General features: G+C 59.2%; 18 protein-coding genes. All 18 read right to left on the bottom strand.

Going from position 1 to position 18099, the window contains the following annotated elements:
* Positions 1–876 (bottom strand): IS21 family transposase (gene istA / locus QU481_RS13210; protein WP_289830490.1); only part of this gene is annotated, 876 nt, incomplete at its 3' end.
* 576 nt (positions 877–1452) lie between these two features.
* Positions 1453–1650, bottom strand: a complete 198-nt coding sequence (locus QU481_RS13205) for a hypothetical protein (protein ID WP_289830489.1) — start codon at positions 1648–1650, stop codon at positions 1453–1455.
* 250 nt (positions 1651–1900) lie between these two features.
* Positions 1901–2824 (bottom strand): bestrophin family protein, encoded by a 924-nt coding sequence (locus QU481_RS13200; protein ID WP_289830488.1) that lies wholly within the window; start codon positions 2822–2824, stop codon positions 1901–1903.
* Positions 2825–3089: 265 nt separating this feature from the next.
* Positions 3090–3389, bottom strand: a complete 300-nt coding sequence (locus tag QU481_RS13195) for a hypothetical protein (RefSeq protein WP_289830487.1) — start codon at positions 3387–3389, stop codon at positions 3090–3092.
* Positions 3390–3681: 292 nt separating this feature from the next.
* Positions 3682–4503 carry a class I SAM-dependent methyltransferase gene (locus QU481_RS13190; RefSeq protein ID WP_289830486.1) on the bottom strand — a complete coding sequence of 274 codons (822 nt, stop codon included), beginning with the start codon at positions 4501–4503 and terminating at the stop codon, positions 3682–3684.
* 148 nt (positions 4504–4651) lie between these two features.
* Positions 4652–5923, bottom strand: a complete 1272-nt coding sequence (locus QU481_RS13185; RefSeq protein WP_289830485.1) for a TIGR03862 family flavoprotein — start codon at positions 5921–5923, stop codon at positions 4652–4654.
* Between the two features lie 531 nt (positions 5924–6454).
* Positions 6455–7321 carry an NAD(P)-dependent oxidoreductase gene (locus QU481_RS13180; RefSeq protein WP_289830484.1) on the bottom strand — a complete coding sequence of 289 codons (867 nt, stop codon included), beginning with the start codon at positions 7319–7321 and terminating at the stop codon, positions 6455–6457.
* A gap of 208 nt (positions 7322–7529) precedes the next feature.
* Positions 7530–7868 (bottom strand): EscU/YscU/HrcU family type III secretion system export apparatus switch protein, encoded by a 339-nt coding sequence (locus QU481_RS13175; protein ID WP_435382736.1) that lies wholly within the window; start codon positions 7866–7868, stop codon positions 7530–7532.
* Complete coding sequence (gene fliK / locus QU481_RS13170; protein ID WP_289830483.1) at positions 7846–8973, bottom strand: flagellar hook-length control protein FliK; 1128 nt, start codon at positions 8971–8973, stop codon at positions 7846–7848. The genes QU481_RS13175 and fliK overlap by 23 nt, the downstream gene beginning before the upstream one ends.
* Positions 8970–9353, bottom strand: a complete 384-nt coding sequence (locus tag QU481_RS13165; protein ID WP_289830482.1) for a DUF2802 domain-containing protein — start codon at positions 9351–9353, stop codon at positions 8970–8972. The genes fliK and QU481_RS13165 overlap by 4 nt, the downstream gene beginning before the upstream one ends.
* 113 nt (positions 9354–9466) lie before the next feature.
* Complete coding sequence (locus QU481_RS13160; protein WP_289830481.1) at positions 9467–9802, bottom strand: hypothetical protein; 336 nt, start codon at positions 9800–9802, stop codon at positions 9467–9469.
* A complete protein-coding gene (gene fliS, locus QU481_RS13155; RefSeq protein WP_289830480.1) occupies positions 9795–10226 on the bottom strand; it encodes a flagellar export chaperone FliS in 432 nt (143 codons plus the stop codon). The genes QU481_RS13160 and fliS overlap by 8 nt, the downstream gene beginning before the upstream one ends.
* A gap of 13 nt (positions 10227–10239) precedes the next feature.
* On the bottom strand, positions 10240–11565 hold the full coding sequence (fliD, locus tag QU481_RS13150; RefSeq protein WP_289830479.1) for a flagellar filament capping protein FliD: 1326 nt from the start codon (positions 11563–11565) through the stop codon (positions 10240–10242).
* A gap of 39 nt (positions 11566–11604) precedes the next feature.
* Positions 11605–12024, bottom strand: coding sequence for a flagellar protein FlaG (locus QU481_RS13145; protein WP_289830478.1), 420 nt, complete (start codon positions 12022–12024; stop codon positions 11605–11607).
* Between the two features lie 81 nt (positions 12025–12105).
* The gene (locus QU481_RS13140; protein ID WP_289830477.1) at positions 12106–12933 is read right to left on the bottom strand and encodes a flagellin N-terminal helical domain-containing protein; all 828 of its coding nucleotides are present in this window, start codon (positions 12931–12933) and stop codon (positions 12106–12108) included.
* Positions 12934–13063: 130 nt separating this feature from the next.
* Entirely contained in the window at positions 13064–15991 is a 2928-nt protein-coding gene (locus QU481_RS13135) for a tetratricopeptide repeat protein (RefSeq protein ID WP_289830476.1), read from the bottom strand.
* A gap of 288 nt (positions 15992–16279) precedes the next feature.
* A complete protein-coding gene (locus QU481_RS13130; RefSeq protein ID WP_289830475.1) occupies positions 16280–16822 on the bottom strand; it encodes a GNAT family N-acetyltransferase in 543 nt (180 codons plus the stop codon).
* Entirely contained in the window at positions 16822–18093 is a 1272-nt protein-coding gene (locus QU481_RS13125; RefSeq protein WP_289830474.1) for a DegT/DnrJ/EryC1/StrS family aminotransferase, read from the bottom strand. Before QU481_RS13125 ends, QU481_RS13130 begins: the two co-directional genes overlap by 1 nt.
* Positions 18094–18099: the final 6 nt, after the last annotated feature.

Below are 18099 nucleotides of genomic sequence, written 5' to 3'. Positions count from 1 at the left end.
CTCCAGGCACTGACGCAGAACCAGGTTGAGTTCTTGCAGGCTGAAGAAGCGCTGGTGACGCAACCGGGCCAGCACCCAGCGCTCGACCACCTGGACGCCGACCTCGACCTTGGCCTTGTCGCGCGGCTTGTACGGCCGCGCCGGCAGCACCGCGCAGCCGTAATGTTGTGCCAGGTCCTGGTAGGTCGGGTTCAGGTCCGGCTCGTAGCGGGACGGATGGCGCACGCCGCTCTTCAGGTTGTCGGGGACCACCAGCGCGGTGACGCCACCGAGATAGTCGAAGGCGCGCACATGGCTGCCGATCCAGTCTTCCAGCTGCTGCGTGAAGGTCGCTTCGAGGTAGGTGTAGTTGGAGGCGCCGAGCACCGCGACGAAGATCTGCGCGGCGTGAATTTCGCCGGTATGCGGGTCGATGACGTCGACCGTCTGCCCGGCGTAGTCGACGAACAGTTTCTCACCGGGTGTGTGGTGCTGGCGCAGCGTCACTGCCAGCGTCTTGCGCCAACGGCGGTAATGGTCGCAGAACGCGCTGTACTGGAGTCCGTCCGGTGTTTCGGCCTTGTACTCCTGCCACAGCAGCTCCAGCGTCACGCCTTTGCGGCGCAGTTCCTGGTGCAGCGTCGGCCAGTCGGGTTCGGTGCGGCGGACTTTCGACGGCGCCGTCGGGGGAAATAGCAGGCCATTGACGGTGGCTTCGTCCAGGCCGGCGGGTAGCGGGAAGCTCAGCCCGGCGAGCTTGGCGCGGGCGAGGTAGTCGCTGACCGTGGTGGGGGATGCGCCGATCATTCGGGCGATCGCGCGCCGCGAGTACAGACCTGCGTGATGCAGGCGAAGGATTTCGACGATTTTGCGCATGGATAACCTGTGGTTAGACATCGGGCACCCAGGAAAAAAGCTCGAGGGTGCCACGGGTTACCCCGCGCGCTACAGCTTGTTACGGCAATGTTGCAAGCCGTCCAGGTTGGCCTGGAACGGGTGTCCAGTTTGCGCTGGAACGACTGTCCAGGTTCAGCCGGAACAGGTGATCAGGTTGCCCCGGAATACGCAGGCTAGGGCGGGATAAGGGCATCTACTCGCTATTCAGGAGGCGCTGCATGGGCAAACAGACGAAATGCAGATCCGGGCATGGATCAAGGCGGGAGAATGCTTTGAAGGCCGGGTGGATGGCAACGGCCAAGTGACCTGAGAGAGGTATACCACTCTCTTATGGGGGGTATGGACAGTGAACTTTGCAAATAAAATGCCTTACCCCGTGCTCATGGGGAAATGCTCATCCATCATAGCCCGCCGCAAGCGGGCTTCTTTTTGGGCCATTCAGGCAGCCGGCCTTGATGCCCGTCTGCACTGTCGCATACCCTCCTCACGCCATGCCTGAGGAAAAAAGGAGCGGCAACGCAAGACCGTCAGACCGTAGAGGTCGCGGCGAACCATAGTCGGTTGCGTGGTCCCCGCCTATTTCTCCAGCCTGCCCACGATTTCGCTGCTCCGGAACTGCGGATCGAGCAGCTTGTGGATCTCCACCACGATCTTTCCCGAATGGACCGCTAACAGTGTCTGGGCAGCCCGCCGGGCATGGGCTTCAGTCGGGTGCAACGGGCCGTCGAAGTCGACACCGAAAATCTCCGACACCACCTTGACCTTGTAAAGCATGACATGTAACTAATATTAATATCACCAACGGTAGTATACGTCCGCAACGTGTCGACCTGTTGGCCGACAGTATGAACGGCACCCCACCCATCCCGCCTTCTCTCGCCGCGGCCCGGCCATCTCTGCCTATGGTGTTTCCACCAGCGCCCTGCTCAAGCCCTCTTCATTATTTTCCCAACAGCCCGCCCAGTTTTTAGTCCTCAATCATGGGATCGCCGCAAAAGCCACACAGGGGACCTCCTAGACGTCTTCAGGACAGGATGTGGTAGCGGTTTGGCTGCATGGGGGCAGGCAAGTCAGCCACATCGTTCATCTCGAGTAGACTGCGCTCGATGGTCAGGCACAGGGCGTCGAGCGGCAGGTCATTCGGTTCGATTCCAAAGGGCTCTTCGAGCTCGCCGGCGATGGCATCCAGCGCCATGAAGGTATAGGAGATGAACACCGAGATCAGTGGTGTCAGCAGGCCAATGTCGCCGACCAGACCGAATGGCAGCAACAGGCAATAGAGATAGACCGTGCGGTGCAGTAATACGCTGTAGGCGTAAGGGATCGGCGTGCCGGCGATGCGCTCGCAACCGCCGATGATCTCGGACAGGCGGTTCAAGTTGGTGTCGATCGACTGGCGGCTAATGTCGCTAAGTCGCCCATCGCGATGCTGCCGACTCAACCAGTCGGCCAGTTCTCTCAACAACAAGACACAAGGGTAGTGAGCCGAGGCCAGGCGCGTGGCCAGTTCTGCCGGCAGTAGCCGGGCCAACTCGGCCTCGTACGACGTGGCCCGCAGCTGATGCTTCAGCGCATAGGCCAATGCGATCAGACGGGCAGTGAAACCGGCAACCTCGGGATCGTCTGGACGCCTCCCGGTCAGGCTTTGCGCCTGACGCAGCATAGAACGGCAAGTGGTCAGCAGCCCGCCCCATAGCTTGCGAGCCTCCCAATAGCGTTCGTTGCACAGGCTATTGCGAAAGCCGAGAAAAATCGCCAGCGCAATCCCCAAGAGGCTGAACGGAGCAAGGGACAGGTGTATGCCCAGCTGTTGGAACCGGGTGTGGCTTGCGACGGCCAAGACGGCAATGGCTAGCATCAGCACGAGCCGGCGCAGGATATTGGGCAGCACGGAACCGTGCCAGACGAGCAGCAGGCGCAGCCAGTGTAGCTTAGGGCGGACGATCATCGGGGCAGGCTCATGGCGGGCAGGACCCGTTAATGGTAACCGGGATGAAAGCGCCCAGAAACCGGCCTTACTCTCTCAAAACCTGTTCAAAGTCTTTTTGCGGCTGCGGCCGGCTCCTGCCGGATGCAGCGCCAGGAGAAGGTCCCGTAGTAGTGCCATTCACTACCCGTGAGCAAACGACAACGGATGCACCGACAGGAGTCCGCCCTGGAGGGCAGGTCCGGTAAACGGCCAGCGCAGTCCGTAAAAGACGTTGAACAGGCCCTCAGTCCACCTCCTCGAGCACGACGCCATGTCCGATGGCCAGTTCGAGCGTTGTTTGGACATCGGATGGCGTGGTGCTGTTCAGGGCAGAACGGAACAGCAGCAACCCCTCGGCGGCAATCCGATCGGTCGTGGCGTTGGGCTCTGCGGTTAACGGGACGCTCACCACGCTATAGTAGGCGCTGATGGCAACCCAACTCTCCGAAGACCCCATCCATTCCACCTGTATGTCGACTTCGTAGCCGTTGGGCTGATCGGACCTCGGTCGCACGGCAATAGGGCGAATGTTGGCTATCTGCATAGCGATGCCTTTAAGGTGTCGTTATGACATTTGTAGCCAATTACAGCATTGCGCGCCACCCGATTCAACCGGGTAGCCGACTCGATGAGCTGGCCCCGCACAGGATCCGGGCTGCCACCAACGCATTAACCATGCGAAGCGGGCCAAAGCCAAGCCCGGTAATCCATCACCACAATACCCCCTCTATCGGAGAGGGGTCGCAATGCTCACACAATTCCTGCAAGTAGCAGCCATTCGGTCACTGCCCTGCGGGCACTGAGCGGGGCCGTCAGCAGGCGCTGTCATTCCCTTATCAATAGACGAAGCGCTCGTGCAAATCCTCCAGATTCAGCTCGGCAAGGATCGCCTCCAGCCGCTCCCGGGCATTCTTGCGGCGCTGACCGGTGCGACGGGCAATGATCAGCTCGTTCTTCATCGAGTGCTCCCAGCCAACCAGCTCGGTCACTGTCAGCTGGTAGCCATGCGACTCCAGCAGCAGACAGCGCAGCACATTGGTGATCTGGCTGCCAAACTCGCGGGTATGGATCGGGTGACGCCAGATCTCCGACAGCGGCGTCATACCGAAGCTCTGATTCTTGTGCTTGCGCAGCACCGTGGCAACCTCGGCCTGACAGCACGGCACCAGCACGATAAAGCGCGCGTCCTTGGCCAGCGCGAAACGGATGGCGTCGTCGGTGGCGGTATTGCAGGCGTGCAGCGCGGTCACCACGTCGATCTTGGTCGGCAACTCCGGTGCGCTAATCGACTGCTCCACGCTTAGGTTGAGGAAGGACATTCGTTCGAAGCCGAGCCGCTGCGCCAGCTCTCGGGTGCGGTCGACCAGCTCTTGGCGGGTCTCGATGCCGTAGATGTGGCCGGCATGGCGCGCCTTCAGCACCAGGTCATAGAGAATGAAACCAAGGTAGGACTTGCCCGCGCCGTGGTCGGCCAGCGTCAAGTCGCCCTGCTCGTCGAGCAGCTCGGTGAGCAGCGGCTCGATAAACTGCACTAGGTGGTAAACCTGTTTGAGCTTGCGGCGGCTGTCCTGGTTGAGCTTGCCGTCGCGGGTAAGGATGTGCAGTTCCTTGAGCAGTTCGATCGACTGCTCGGGCTTGATTTCCGGGATGAGGCTCATGAATTGGATTCCCTGTTGATTGCCGCTATTGTAGGGCCGACGGCCCGCCCCTCCCAGCATCGTTGCGCTGCCTGGTCTTGGCAGGAGGAGTGGGCGAAGTGTCCAAGGGGTATAGAACGTCCGCCCTGCCGGCAGGACAGTATTCGGATCAGCTGGCGGCGGCCGATTCGACCAACCAGGCTGCGATGCCTTCCGCTGCGATGCGGCCACTGGCAAAGCAGGCGGTCAGTAGATACCCGCCGGTCGGCGCTTCCCAGTCCAGCATCTCACCAGCACAGAACACCCCGGGCAACGCAGTCAGCATCAGCCGCGTATCGACCGCATCAAAGCGCACGCCGCCGGCACTGCTGATCGCCTCGTCGAGCGGCCGTGGCGCCATGAGACGGACCGGCAGCGCCTTGATCGCCGCGGCGAGCCGCGCCGGATCGGCGAACTGCTCCTTCGTCAGGCACTCGCGCAGCAGCCCGGCCTTTACGCCATGGATGCCGACCTTGCTCTGCAAGTGGCTAGACAGCGAACGCGAACCGCGCGGGTGAGCGACCTCTGCTGCCACTCGCTCGGCACTCTTGTCTGGCGACAGGTCGAGTATCAGGGTCACCTCGCCGTGCGCGGCGATCGCATCACGCAGCGGAGCCGACAGCGCGTACACCAGGCTGCCCTCCACGCCGTACTCGGATACTACGAACTCGCCTCGGCGGCTGAGCATCGATCCGTCAGGCAGCATGACGCTCGCCACCACCGCCTTCAGCGGCGCACCGGCGAACTTGTCCTTGAAATGTGCGCTCCAGTCCGCCTCGAAGCCGCAGTTGGCCGGCACCAGCGGTGCGACGGCCACGCCGCTTTCGGCCAACGTGGCTACCCAAGTCCCGTCCGAACCGAGCTTGGCCCAACTGCCACCGCCGAGCGCCAGCAACACTGCGTCGGCCGAAACGGTCTTCTCGCCTTCGGGTGTCGCGAAACGCAACGCGCCGTCCGTGCTCCAGCCCAGCCACCGATGACGCACGTGGATCGCGAGCCCCGCCTCGCGCAGCCGGGCGAGCCAGGCACGCAATAGCGGCGCTGCCTTCATCTGGGTCGGGAACACCCGGCCGGAGCTGCCGACAAAGGTATCGATACCGAGCCCATGCACCCAATCGCGCAAGGCCTGGCCGTCAAAGGCGGCGAGCCACGGCTCGACCTGGTCCCGGCGCGCGCCATAACGCGCTACGAACGGCGCAAACGGCTCTGAATGGGTGATATTCATCCCGCCCACACCAGCGAGCAGGAACTTCCGGCCGACCGATGGCATGGCGTCGTACAGCTCGACGCGAAGGCCACGCGCCAGCAACACCTCGGCAGCCATCAGGCCAGCCGGGCCACCACCGACGATCGCCACCGTCCAAACGCGTTCGGCTGTTTGTCTGCGGGCTGGACTGTCCATCGGTACGGCTTCCTGTCTGGGCTGCGGTGAAAATGAAAACCGGCCCGCGAACGGGCCGGCCTGCCCGGCAATTTTCCCAGAAAGGCCGACAAAACCCAAGCACTGCGACAAGAGGCGCCCCCTGTCTGCAACGACCCCACTGTGGAGATTGCTTGCGCTAAATCAAGCGCCTCTCTAGGGGCACTCATTAAAATGATTTTGTATTTGGAACACATAAAGAACAGCCCAGTCTCTAGCCTCCGTCTTGAGTCTGCCCTTGAATTTCCCCCCAGGCTTAGCCGCCCGGTCACAAGTACGACCCAGAGTCGATGAGGTACTAAGAGCCTGTTCTAAGTCTTTTTACGGACTGCGCGGGCCCTCCGGGGCCGCAAAAAGACTTTGAACAGGCTCTAACAACCCGCCCGCGCAACGCGCCTGCCAGGCCTCCATTTTTTCCTCTCGTTTCCGCGCCTGTGGCGCGGTTTTTTTGTCCCAAATGCGACAAAGCCGCCCTATGGGCGGCTTTGTCGCATCTAGCTATGACAGCAATATTCAGTTTTTTGCCCAAATCAGCCTGGCAATCGCCGACGAATCGAGGTCGCCATCGCCTTGGTCGATCAGCTCGCGGATCAGCTCGGTCATCCGCTCCGACTCTGGCAGGCGAATGCCCAGCTCGCGTGCGGTATCGAGCACGATGTTCATGTCCTTCAAATGCAGAGTAGCCTTGAAACCGGCCGGAAACGCGTCATCGATCATGCGCTGGCCATGCACATCGAGCACTCGGCTCTGTGCAAAGCCCCCCATCAGCGCGGCGCGCACCGCGGCGAGATCCACGTCGCAGGCGCGTGCCAGCTTCATCACCTCGGCCACTGCCATCACCGTCACGCCGACCGCGATCTGGTTGCAGGCCTTGGCAACTTGCCCTGCCCCAGAATCGCCGACCCGCGTAATGCTCTTGCCCATCGCCTCCAGCGCCGGACGAATCGTCGCCAGTGCCTCTGCATCGCCGCCGACCATGAAAGTCAGCGTCGCATTGATTGCACCGATCTCGCCGCCGGACACAGGACAATCAATGAATTTCACCTCTTTTTCGGCCAATTTCACCGCAACACGCCGAGCACCAATCGGCGAAATCGTGCTCATGTCAGCAACGATCTGCCCCGACTTCAACGCACCGAACACCCCGGCCTCGTCGCACAGCACTGCCTCCACATCAGGCGTGTCCGGCAGATTGGTGATCAGCAGGTCGACCGCACCGGTGAGCGCGGCCGGGCTATCCGCCCATTGCGCCCCGGCGGCCAGCAGCGGTTCAGCCGACTCGCGGCGGCGTGCCCAGATCGTCACCTGATGGCCTGCCTTGAGCAGATTCAGCACGCACGGCTTGCCCATGATGCCCAGACCGATATATCCGATATTCATCTTCATAGCTCCCCTGGCATTCCCGGACGACACCACGCCAACAGGCTATAGCGCAGCGCTCCGAGCGCCTTTGTTGTGAATAATGCGAAATAGATGGCGCAAGCCTAATGAAAAGCCCTAGCCGCAGCCAGCGACAGTCGGCGTCGAAGCGAGGCGGTACAGTTGGCTTGACTCGAAGAAGGGAACCCGAAGAACAGCGCGCGGCGATTCAGCCTGGCAATGGCGGGCGTTTATCACGCCACTCCTCGATCGTCGTACCGCCAGCCTCAGCCCCTTGCTTCTCGAGGAAATGCACGAAGGCCAGCACTTCGGCCACCGCCCGATACAGTTCCGGCGGAATATGCTGATCGAGATCCACCTGCATCAGCAGCGACACCAATGCCGGTGAATCGTGAACAAACACTCCGGCCTCGCGCGCACGCGCAATCAGCCGATCGGCCAACTCGCCATACCCCTTCGCCACCACCTGCGGCGCACGACTTCCCTGGCGATAGCGCAACGCTACCGCCGAGCGGCGGTCTGACTTATCCAGGCTTATGCTCATCATTCACCGTCATCAAGGAAAGGGACAGACCGGCTGCAGCGAGACTGCTTTGCAGGCGCTCCTGATGCTCCCGGATCAGTGCCACCGTCGTCGGGTCGTCGGCGTGAAAACGCAATTGCAAAGCGCCACCGCCCAAGGTCAGATTGGCGTTGATGCCACCTAGCTTCGGCAGCTGTAACGCCAGCTGAGTCTGCCAGCTGCGCTCGGCAGGCTCGCCGCCTTGCTGTCCATTGGCTTCGCGTTCCTCGACACGCTGCTCGGCGATGCTCAGAGCCGCAGCAGCCCCCGGCCAAGGTTGCAGCGCCAGCGTCAGCGTATGCTGCTCCAGCGTGTCGAGCTGGCGCTGCACCAACTGCCCCATCTCGCTGGCCGCCGCACGTACCGTATCGCTTGCCGGGCGCAATGTGCCAGGCGTATTGACGACCTCGGGCTCGGCAAACAATGATGGAAAGGAAAACTTCTGCAGACCCGAAGGCGAACTCGGCATCAATCGTGCCTGCGGTTCGGCACGCAGCGACGACAGCGGCAGCTTGCCCTCAAGCCACGACTTCAGATGAGACTCGTAAAACAGACCGCTACGGCTGACCAGGTTTTTCAGCGCCTCGGCCAACTGCACCGGCGAATGGGTTTCTGCTCCTGCCGCCAGCAGCATCAGCGGGGCGCTGGCGTTGCCGGTGGCAGCCTGCGAACCGGGACGCAGCTGAGGCTGTGGATCGCGCGAGGCGGTCAACAACTCGGTCAGATAGCGCGACGCCGGGCTCAACGTCACGGCCGTCAACCCCTTGCCGGGCAGGGCTTCCGGTTCGGCAGCGCCTACCAGCGCAAACGTCAGAGGCGAGGTGCCCGCCACCCGCAACGTCAACGTGTCGCTCTTCAGCGTAGCGCGTGCCGGTAGATCGAGCGTGAACAGACTATCCTTGATCACCGCCACGAAGCGCTGGCCGTCGAGCCGCTCTGCGACTTGTGCGACGACCTCTTCCCCTGGCTTGAGGGGGGGCAAGCGCGCCGGCAGCACGCTCGCCTCGAGCAGCAGCCGCCCCTCTGTCTGCAAACGCGTGTTCGCCAGCGCCAAGACAGGTGACAGCACTGGGTTGACAGGGTTGATCATTCGGCAGGGCTGTTACGGTACAACGAGGCGATCAGTTCAGCTTCGCTATGAGAGATGCCGCAGCGCGAGGCAACTTCGCTCGCAGACAGGCCAAGGCGGACCAAGTCAATGGCATGATTGTAGGGAGAGTCGGCAGCAGGCACCGGTGCCGACACCACGGTCTTACTGCTTCGCGAAGACGCTTGTGTGCTCTTCGCCGACAGCTCGTGCACCTGCGCTGACAGCGCGTGCACATCCCGCTGCAGGTTCGATATCTGACGCTGCAGAGCGTCCACTTGACCGGCGTGTTGAGTGCTGCGCAGTGTGCGGAACACCCACACGGCCAGCCCGCACGACACCAGCAGGGTCAACCCCACCAGTGACCACAATACTCCGTTCACACTTCACCCCCCACTATCCCATAACGTGATTCAAGCGACCCGTGCACGTCATCCGGTCGCCACTTCGCCCACGCATATTTTAGTGTAAACCATCACTCACGGGGCCGGCAGGCTCAACGATAGGCCGAGTCGAGCCGATTGAGATTAAGGTTAAGCTGTTTGAGTTGGCGGCGCTCTTGCTCGACGTCGTCCAGACCTCGCAGCAGTTCATCACGCTGCCCCTCGAGCAGTGCCATTGCCTGCCGCAACTGATCGGCGCACTCGCGCAGACGCACTTGTTCCTGCAAAGAAGGCGCCTGGCTGGCCGCTTCGGCCAGCCATTGCTCCTCGACCGCGTTGCGCGCTGTCAGCAAGGGCTCCAGTGTCGCCCAATCCGGTCCCTGACAAGCCAGCAGCAGCTGGCCCGTCAGTACCGTGTAGCGCTCGAGCAATGCAGCACAGTCAGGCATGCGCCTTACCCTGCTCGCTGCCTGCTCCATCCTCACGAGCAATGTGCTGCCACGCAGGCAGCAGCTCGCGCAGCACGCCGATCACCGCGGCCAGGGCCTTCACATCGTTGGCCGCATGACCTTGCGAGATCTGATGCTTGGCGAACAGGTACAGGGCGTCCAACTGGTGGGCGATGTCGCCGCCCTTCTCGAAGTTCAATGCGGTGCGCAGCCCTTCGACGATGTCGCTGGCCTTGTTGACCATTACCCCCTTGAGCTGGATGTTGCCGTCCGCGATCGCGCGCTGGGCCTTCTCCAGCGCCTCGATCGCGCCCTCGTACAGCAACACGATCAACTCGAGAGGAGTCGCACCCAGCACCTTGGTTTGCAGCGCATCGTCCTGATAGGCGCGTTGGAACTGCTGCAGTTGTCGATTGATACTCATAGCCACCTAACACTTACATGCCGAGGGACGAAGCGACCCGGTTCAGCGAAGCCTGCATGGTAGCAAGACTGGAATTCAGTTGGGAGTATTGGGCGAGCAGCGCCTGCTGACGACGATCCAACGCTGCCTGGATGCTGTCCTGCCGGTTACTCTGCTGCCGGCGGCTAGTCTGTAGGTTGCCATCACGCGAACCGATCAGCCCCTGGGTGTCCAGCATGCCAGAGATGCTGTTAACGAGATTGGTACCCGGGCCATTCGTCAGCATCGTGGCAACCCCGTTGGGATCGCTCTGCAAGGCCTTCGTAAATGCACTGCCATCGAGCATGAGCTTGCCGTTCTTGTCGAGCGTGATGCCGATTTTCACCAGCGGGAAGGCGTCCGTTACCTTGGGGCTGCCAGAGGCGCTATACGGCGCACTGATCTGCGTATAGATCTGCCGCTGCACCGACAGCAGCATGCTGTCGCCCTTGAACGAGCCGTCTTTGCCGCGCAGCGAGTTGGTCAGGTCGATCACCTTGTTGTAGGCGTCGACGAAGTCCTGCGCCTTCTTCTGGATTGCATCGTTGTCGCGCCCGACCGTAACGCCGCTGCTGCCGACTTTGTTGAAAGTGAACGTCATGCCCGGCACCGCATCGCTGACGGTATTGCTCTGGCTGGTCAGCGACACGCCGTTTAACGTGTACTGGGCATCTTGCGCGGTCGAGTTGCCGATTGTAGCGGGGGGATTGCCGGTGCCGGCTAATTTGGCAACCAAAGGATCCCCGGGCTGGCCATTGCTAGTGATCTGGCCATCGGTCGAGCCGGTCTTCTGGCTCATCAACACCACCTTGTAGCTACCGCCGCCCTGGTTCACCAGCGAGGCAGTCACACCGACACCGGCACCGTTCACCTTCGACACGAAGTCGTTCAGCGACAGATTGCTAGCCCCCAAGTTGACCGTCTGGCCGTTGATCATTACAGCCCCCTGCAGACCGGTCACCGCCGTCGTGGGATCCGCTACACCGCTGAGCGAGTAGGTCACCGTCTGCGGCGCCGCCAGTTGGGTGACATTCAGCTGGAAGGAACCGTTCGGCGTCGTTCCATCCGACGTCGCCGTGACCGTGCTCGGGTCACTCGAGGTCACCTTGTTGACTTTCAAGAAGTCCGACGCGGTCATCTTGCTCATTGCCGCTTTCAAGTCGGACAACGCCGACTTGAGCTTGCCGAGATCGGACACCTGCGTGTCGATCGTCATGATCCTGCTCTTGACCTGATTCAGCGGACCCTGCTCGGTCGAAATCAGCTGGCTCACCAGCTGATTGACATCCATACCCAGGCCGGAAGGCATGCTATACGCCATGGACTTTCTCCTAAATGCTGCGAAGCGGAACGACGGGCCTTAGGCCTTGTCGCGGATCAACAAGCCCTGCAAGTGCTCGAGCGCCTGGGCCAACCTGACAGCCTCCTCCGACGGAATCTGCCGGATCACTTCCTTGGTGCCACGGTCGACCACCCGCACGACCGGCGTGTCGGTCTCTTTATCGGTGGTGAACTCCAGATCGCTGTTGATCAGTGACACATGGTCGTTGAGCTTTTTCAGGCTATCGTTCAGCGCTTTCTCGTCGGGTTGGCGACGCTGCTGGCTGGCCAGATCGGCGGCCAGTCCGTTGTCGCGCGCATTGACCACCGGCACCGCCGTGCCAGTCTCCGGCGAGGCCGATGGGGCCTGATTGCCCGCGAACTGCGGCAGTTGTTCAGGCGAACGCACTGCCACCGGTTGTGCAGCTGGGTTCACGAGCGGTAAGAAATTCGTTTGCATGAAAAACATCCCAAGTTAAGGCAAAAGGCCCCGGTACACACCGGGGCCCCAGTACCCTTCGCGAGGCGAAGACCCGACCGATTACTTCAGCAGGCTCAGCGCCGCTTGCGGCAGCTGGTTGGCCTGCGACAGCATCGCGGTACCGGCTTGCTGGATGATCTGGTTGCGGGTCAGCGTGGCCGATTCGGTAGCGAAGTCCGTGTCCATGATGCGGCTCTTCGCAGCGGACGTGTTTTCGGTGAAGGTTTGCAGGTTGGTCACCACCGCGCTGAAGCGGTTTTGTGCCGCGCCGAGCTGGGCGCGCATGTCACCAAGAGTCTTCAGGTCAGTATCGAACTTACCGATCGCTGCCGACGCATTGGCTTGCGTCGTGAAGGTAACAGAGGTCGTAGCCGCCAAGCTGAAATTAGCGGCAGCAATGGTCATCTTAATCGAATCATTGGCCGTGGTACCCGCCCCCACGTGGAAAGTAAAGACCTTCGCTGTCGCAGTACTCATCAACGTTTGGCCATTGAACGTCGAACCTTTGATCAGACGCTTGTTTTCATTACTCAGCTGATCCAATTCCAGCTTCATCTGCACGCGGTTGGCCGTGGTCGAAGTGCCATTGGCCCCCTGCACGGCCAGTTCGCGCATACGCTGCACGTTCGATTCGATCTGACCGAGCACGCCTTCGGCAGTTTGAGCCATCGAGATGGCGTCGTTCGCGTTGCGCATGGCCTGGTTGCTACCACGGATCTGCGCGGACATGCCGCTGGCGATCGCCAGACCCGCCGCGTCGTCCTTGGCGCTGTTGACGCGCATACCCGACGACAGACGCTGCAGCGAGGTAGCGAGGGCCGACTCCGAGGTGTTCAGGTTGCGCTGGGCGTTCAGGGAAGAAATATTGGTATTGACGTACAGTGCCATGGTCGACTCCGTTTAACTTAGTTAACTTAACTGCGGTTGTGGCAGGTAGAACTGCACTGGAACTCGCCATGCAGTTGCGCCATAGACTCTATGTCGGTCACGTTCAAAAAAGCTTTAGAGTTTCTGCACATCATTTTTTTGCAGCGACCTGCCAGTCCGACTCCTCCGGCGCAACGCCGCACGCAGCAAGGCGTTCAGCCATCCGGGCAAAGACGTCCCGGTAGTTTTCCGTGTAGTGGCGCCGCCAGGTCAGCGCCGGATAGTTCACTTCATTGCGCTCGGACGGCACGCTTTGCGGTGTTTCTGCCCCCGGCATGAACAGCCAGGTCACCACTCCCAACGCGCGAGCCAGCGCACCAGGACATGCCGATGCCGAGATCACCAGGTCTAGTCCACTCACCAGAGCAGCCACGCCTTCGAAGTCGTCTTTCAAATCCAGATCCGGCCAAATGTGCAACTGGGCACCATAGCGGCGTTCGACCTCTTCCACGTCGGCTTCAGGGCATACATAGTTGAGGTTTACCCAATGAACGTTCGGCAGGGCAAACAGCGGCGCCAGTTCATCATAATTGGCATAGAATTTGTTGCGCTGCGAATTTTGCAGGCTGCTGCGCCAGCAGAGCCCGATCTTGAGTCCCGGGCCGAGCGCTGTCAGACGTTCCAGCCACAGATTTTGCAAATCAGCACGCGGCTGCAGGTGCTGGATACGGCACGCCGGATAGACATAATCGCCCTGTAACAGGCTACGCAGCGAGAAGGCCGCCACATCGCAATCGATATCGGTACGGGTCATGTCGTTATCCAGCCCCTCGGCGGCAATCTGCGCCTCGGGAAAGCTGCGCTGCAGCAGCGAAACCAGGCGCCGGTCGCACTCTATCTTGACGCGCCCTCCCTCCTGCCGCGCCCTTTCTATTAGGGCAGAGTAATACATAGACATGTAAACTTCGTCACCGACCCCCTGTTCACGCCACACAAGAATCGTCTTGCCATGCAGGGATTCGCCCGACCAGCGGGGCACCATGAACTGGCGGTTGGGCTGCCGCTTACCCAGGATCAGGCCCGAATCAATATATTTATCCGCGGCACGGGCATTACCGATGAACGAGTAGTAGTGCCCCAGATTGTATTGAGCCACCACCATATCCGGATAGGTGTGCAGGATTTTTTCGTACAGCCCGATGGTCTCGGCGTGCCGGTTGCCCAGGTCTGCATAAACATTCACCAGCTGGCTCATCTGGTAAAAGTCCGGCTTGTTCCCTATCAGAGCAGCCGCCCGTTCCGCATGGCTTTCCGCCTCGGCCAATTGGTCACGCGTCAGGTAGAGGCTGGCCTTCGCCATATCGAACTGCCACGGGCTGGCTTTCGCATAGTCCGGGTCCTCCAGCAGGGCGAAGCACTCGTCGAAACGCTCCAGCGCTCTCAGCAGATTGAACAGCAGGCGCTGGAAGCGCACCATGTCGCCGCTCTTGCTCAGGCGCTCGCGGCATACCTTTTCCGCCTTGTCGGCAAACTGGAAGCGCGAGAACTCCTCCTTGGCCGTCGTGGCGGCACGGATATACAGTTCGGCGAGGTCATCGACCCCGTCCTCGCTTTGCTCGTTTTCCAGTTTGTCGGCTAACCATACTTCGTACTGCCGGAGATTGTGCAGGCCGAGCAAAGTCGCATGCCGAGAAAGCACAGTGAAATCATGCAAATTGCACGCCGCTTCCACCGCCTGCGTTCGCAGTTCGAAGTCGCGGGGGTAACGTTCTAACACCTGCTCGCTGTACTGCAGCGCCTCTACCGATGCCCCGGCGCGCAGCAAGACGTTGACCCGCGCCTTCGAGAGCAGTAAATCCTCCGGATACATGGCCTGCGCACCTGCCAGCGCCTCAAGCGCTGCAGCATAGTCCTGAACGCTGACATAAAAGAGGCTTTGCTGGTAGTAAGCAAAGACCGTCTCACCTTGGTTAACGCCCTGCTCAAAGGCAGACAACAAGAGCTGCATATCACCGCGCGAAGCCGAAACCACGGCACGCGCGGCGCACGAGTCGATGCTGACGCCATACTGCCCTTCGAGGGCATCGACATACGACAGCGCTTCCTCGTATTTTTCCAGTTGAAACGCCACCCAGATCAATTGACACAGGTCTGCATACGTGGCCGGCGCCACAAAAAATAACTTGACGATCCCCTTGAACGCAGCAGAATAGTTCTGCAGCTTGTGAACGAGCAGCGCGATCACCTCTCGCGACTCCCGGTGCAAGCCCTCGTAACTGTTCAACAGTTTCGCAAAAGCCTGAGCAGCGCTGACGTAGGCGCCCTGTGCCTGTTCGAGATAGCCGGTTGCGAGGAGGCACACCGGATGATGCGGCATCAGCATCTGAACCTGGAAGAGGCACTCCGCCGCTGTTTTGCTGTCCCCTTCCAGAACCGACAACCATGCCTGAAAAGAAAGGTGTATGCCAGCTTGCACACCTTGGGCCGCCAGACTATTCAACACTCTCCAGGCGCCACTGACATCCTCAGAACGGATAAGTGCGTAAACCAGGGCATAACCGATGGGTTCATTGCCGGGCAGCTGCTCGAACAGATTCTGCAAGGCCTCGATGGCGAAAGGTAGATTTCCTTCGGGACAGTCCACTTGCAACAACAATGCTTCCGACAAAAAGAATGCATCGCTCACATCCTGCGCAAGCACCTCATCGACCAGTTGACGGGCATCCTGCCACAGACCCGAAAGCCGCATAGCTCGCAAGGCAATAGCAGCCAACTCGATATGCCCGCTCTCCCGATACCACGGCAAGGCATGGTCGGCAATATATTGCGCATCACCCTGGCAATAGGCACACTCCAAGCGCCACTGCAATACCACGGGGCTGCTATCTTTTTTGATGATTTGTTCCAAATAGGCAATCGCCTCATCAAAACGACACTGTTGATAACAGGTCAGCGCCAAGCCAAAACTGGCCTCAACCGACACATCCACACTATCTAGTAACGAGCGAAACAGGGCCTCAGCTTCTTCATAATTACCAGATAGCAAGCTTTCATTAGCATCGTTCAATAGCAAAGACATAGACAACCCTGTCAAAAAATTCGGCTACAATAGCAATTGTTTCGCAAAACGAACAAACACACCACTTCATCTGAGCAAGCCTGAATTCTGTGCACCACACCGTAACCCGAGACGAAGCTAGTTCCGCCCCATATCGGGCACCGAAAAATCTAAAACATCCATTTTGTTACTAACCTTTCAGCTTGTAGTGTCATTTTGACCAGCTTTGCAACATGAACAAAATCAGCATGTTACAAAACACTGAAAGTGACATTACTAGTGAAAACCTTAGTATATGGAAAGCCACAATTATTCTTTACCCTCTTTCCAATACTCATCTCTTAACAAGCCAAACTCAACAACATCTCGCCATTCACCACTCTTGAAAGCGGCCTGCCTCCGCACCCCTTCCTCCCGCATCCCCAGTTTCTGAGCAAGGCGAATCATTCTATGATTATTATCAAAAGTTCCACAGTATATTCGATGCAGATTCAGAGCTTTGAACCCATGACAAAAAATGCAAGTGGCCACTTCAAAACCAGCCCCAGGCGGGGCACTCCCACCCAACAATATAGAAAACTCCGCAGAGCGGCAGATTAAATCGATACGATTTAGCGACACATTCCCAACATGAGCACCATCCTCTTTGCCCTCCACCGCCAGAACTAAGCAGTCGCGACGCCCATCAAGGCCCGATATATACTCCAACGCCCCCTTCCGTGAATAAGGGAAAACATGATGTGAGTTCCCCTGACAGACGGTCTCATCATTGAGCCACTCAGGGTATACCCCCTGAGCATGTTGCTCCGTCAGCAGGCTCAAAAAAAAACGCTCGGTTTCTAAAAATTTCATCACACTGCCCTATAAGCAGCAACAACCTTTTTTACCGCAATCGCAATATCATCCAAATCTTCAAATGTCATTGCCGCATGCACCCAATCTCCAACCAACAAGCGCTCAAAATGCATCTCTTCGGCGACTGGGCACAACCCCTTGCTGTAATCCACCACCCCGTCGTAGCCATCCCATTCAAAGGGGAAGCCGCTCTTGCCAAAAGCGACCTTCTGCTGGTACAAGGGTTGCAAATACAATGGCTCTACATACCCTTCCCCAACCGGTACGCCCTCCGCCCTTAAGGCCTTGGCAAATTCTGCGCGGCTTACCCCGGCTCGATCAGAGAAAAACTTGAATGGATAAACGTACCAGCCATGTAGCATTCCTTCTGGCAACAAAGGCACCTCTATCTCAGAAACGCCTTTAAGCGCGCGGCCCAAATACTCCGCATTTTCTTGCCGACGCTTGACCAATTCAGGGAGTTTCTTGAGCTGCTCATAAGCAATCGCCGCCTCTATTTCAGTCATCCGGTAGTTAAAACCCACCATATTGACTAGATTGCGCACACCCTTCTTTGCCACCACCGCTTCAGCATGATTCCTGATGAGCTGCAAACGCTCGGCAAACTCGCTGGAATCTGTTACCACAACCCCCCCCTCACCACAGTGGATGGTTTTATGGTAATTCAGACTAAAAACGCCAATATGACCTAAAGTCCCTGCAAGACGATCCTCATAACGGGCACCGGGAGCCTGAGCACAGTCTTCAATCACGACAAGCCCATGGGCATTGGCCAGCGAAATAATCTTCTCAAACTCTGCCGGACGACCAAAGATATCGACAACGATGATGGCCTTTGTCCTTGTCGTGATCTTTTTCGCTATCGTCTCCGCGGTTATGCAATAAGACTCTCGATCGATATCCGCAAAGACCGGCACCGCCCCATAGACTAAGGGAGCCGTGGCTGATGCAGACATGGTATAGGGAGATACGATAACTTCGTCCCCTGGACCAACCCCTGCAGCACCTACTGCGGCATATAGGCCCGACGTAGCAGAGTTGACTGAAACAGCATGCTTCACCGAGAAAAAATCCTCCCACGCTCTTTCCAGACGCTGTACATGGGGGCCACCGTAAAAATCGTCGGACCAGGTTCCCAAGAACTGAGATAGAATTCCTGCGTCAAGGACCTTATTTACAGCCGCACGTTCCTCTTCCCCCAGAGTGTTATAAGTCGGAAATGGTTTTTCCCGAACAGACTCCCCACCATTTATCGCCAGACGCTGCACAATACC

Origin of the sequence: Crenobacter oryzisoli (assembly GCF_030385785.1) — a bacterium.
Classification (GTDB): domain Bacteria; phylum Pseudomonadota; class Gammaproteobacteria; order Burkholderiales; family Chromobacteriaceae; genus Crenobacter_A; species Crenobacter_A oryzisoli.
This window is presented reverse-complemented; position numbering and strand designations above follow the sequence as displayed.

Bases quoted from the DNA above. Each gene is read 5' to 3' on its own strand.
- QU481_RS13160 (WP_289830481.1), bottom strand. From the start codon at position 9,802: ATGCCTGACTGTGCTGCATTGCTCGAGCGCTACACGGTACTGACGGGC.
- QU481_RS13140 (WP_289830477.1), bottom strand. From the start codon at position 12,933: ATGGCACTGTACGTCAATACCAATATTTCTTCCCTGAACGCCCAGCGC.
- QU481_RS13180 (WP_289830484.1), bottom strand. From the start codon at position 7,321: ATGAATATCGGATATATCGGTCTGGGCATCATGGGCAAGCCGTGCGTG.
- QU481_RS13205 (WP_289830489.1), bottom strand. From the start codon at position 1,650: ATGCTTTACAAGGTCAAGGTGGTGTCGGAGATTTTCGGTGTCGACTTC.
- fliD (WP_289830479.1), bottom strand. From the start codon at position 11,565: ATGGCGTATAGCATGCCTTCCGGCCTGGGTATGGATGTCAATCAGCTG.
- QU481_RS13185 (WP_289830485.1), bottom strand. From the start codon at position 5,923: ATGGACAGTCCAGCCCGCAGACAAACAGCCGAACGCGTTTGGACGGTG.
- fliK (WP_289830483.1), bottom strand. From the start codon at position 8,973: ATGATCAACCCTGTCAACCCAGTGCTGTCACCTGTCTTGGCGCTGGCG.
- QU481_RS13145 (WP_289830478.1), bottom strand. From the start codon at position 12,024: ATGCAAACGAATTTCTTACCGCTCGTGAACCCAGCTGCACAACCGGTG.
- QU481_RS13190 (WP_289830486.1), bottom strand. From the start codon at position 4,503: ATGAGCCTCATCCCGGAAATCAAGCCCGAGCAGTCGATCGAACTGCTC.
- QU481_RS13195 (WP_289830487.1), bottom strand. From the start codon at position 3,389: ATGCAGATAGCCAACATTCGCCCTATTGCCGTGCGACCGAGGTCCGAT.
- QU481_RS13130 (WP_289830475.1), bottom strand. From the start codon at position 16,822: ATGAAATTTTTAGAAACCGAGCGTTTTTTTTTGAGCCTGCTGACGGAG.
- QU481_RS13200 (WP_289830488.1), bottom strand. From the start codon at position 2,824: ATGATCGTCCGCCCTAAGCTACACTGGCTGCGCCTGCTGCTCGTCTGG.
- fliS (WP_289830480.1), bottom strand. From the start codon at position 10,226: ATGAGTATCAATCGACAACTGCAGCAGTTCCAACGCGCCTATCAGGAC.
- QU481_RS13175 (WP_435382736.1), bottom strand. From the start codon at position 7,868: ATGATGAGCATAAGCCTGGATAAGTCAGACCGCCGCTCGGCGGTAGCG.
- QU481_RS13135 (WP_289830476.1), bottom strand. From the start codon at position 15,991: ATGTCTTTGCTATTGAACGATGCTAATGAAAGCTTGCTATCTGGTAAT.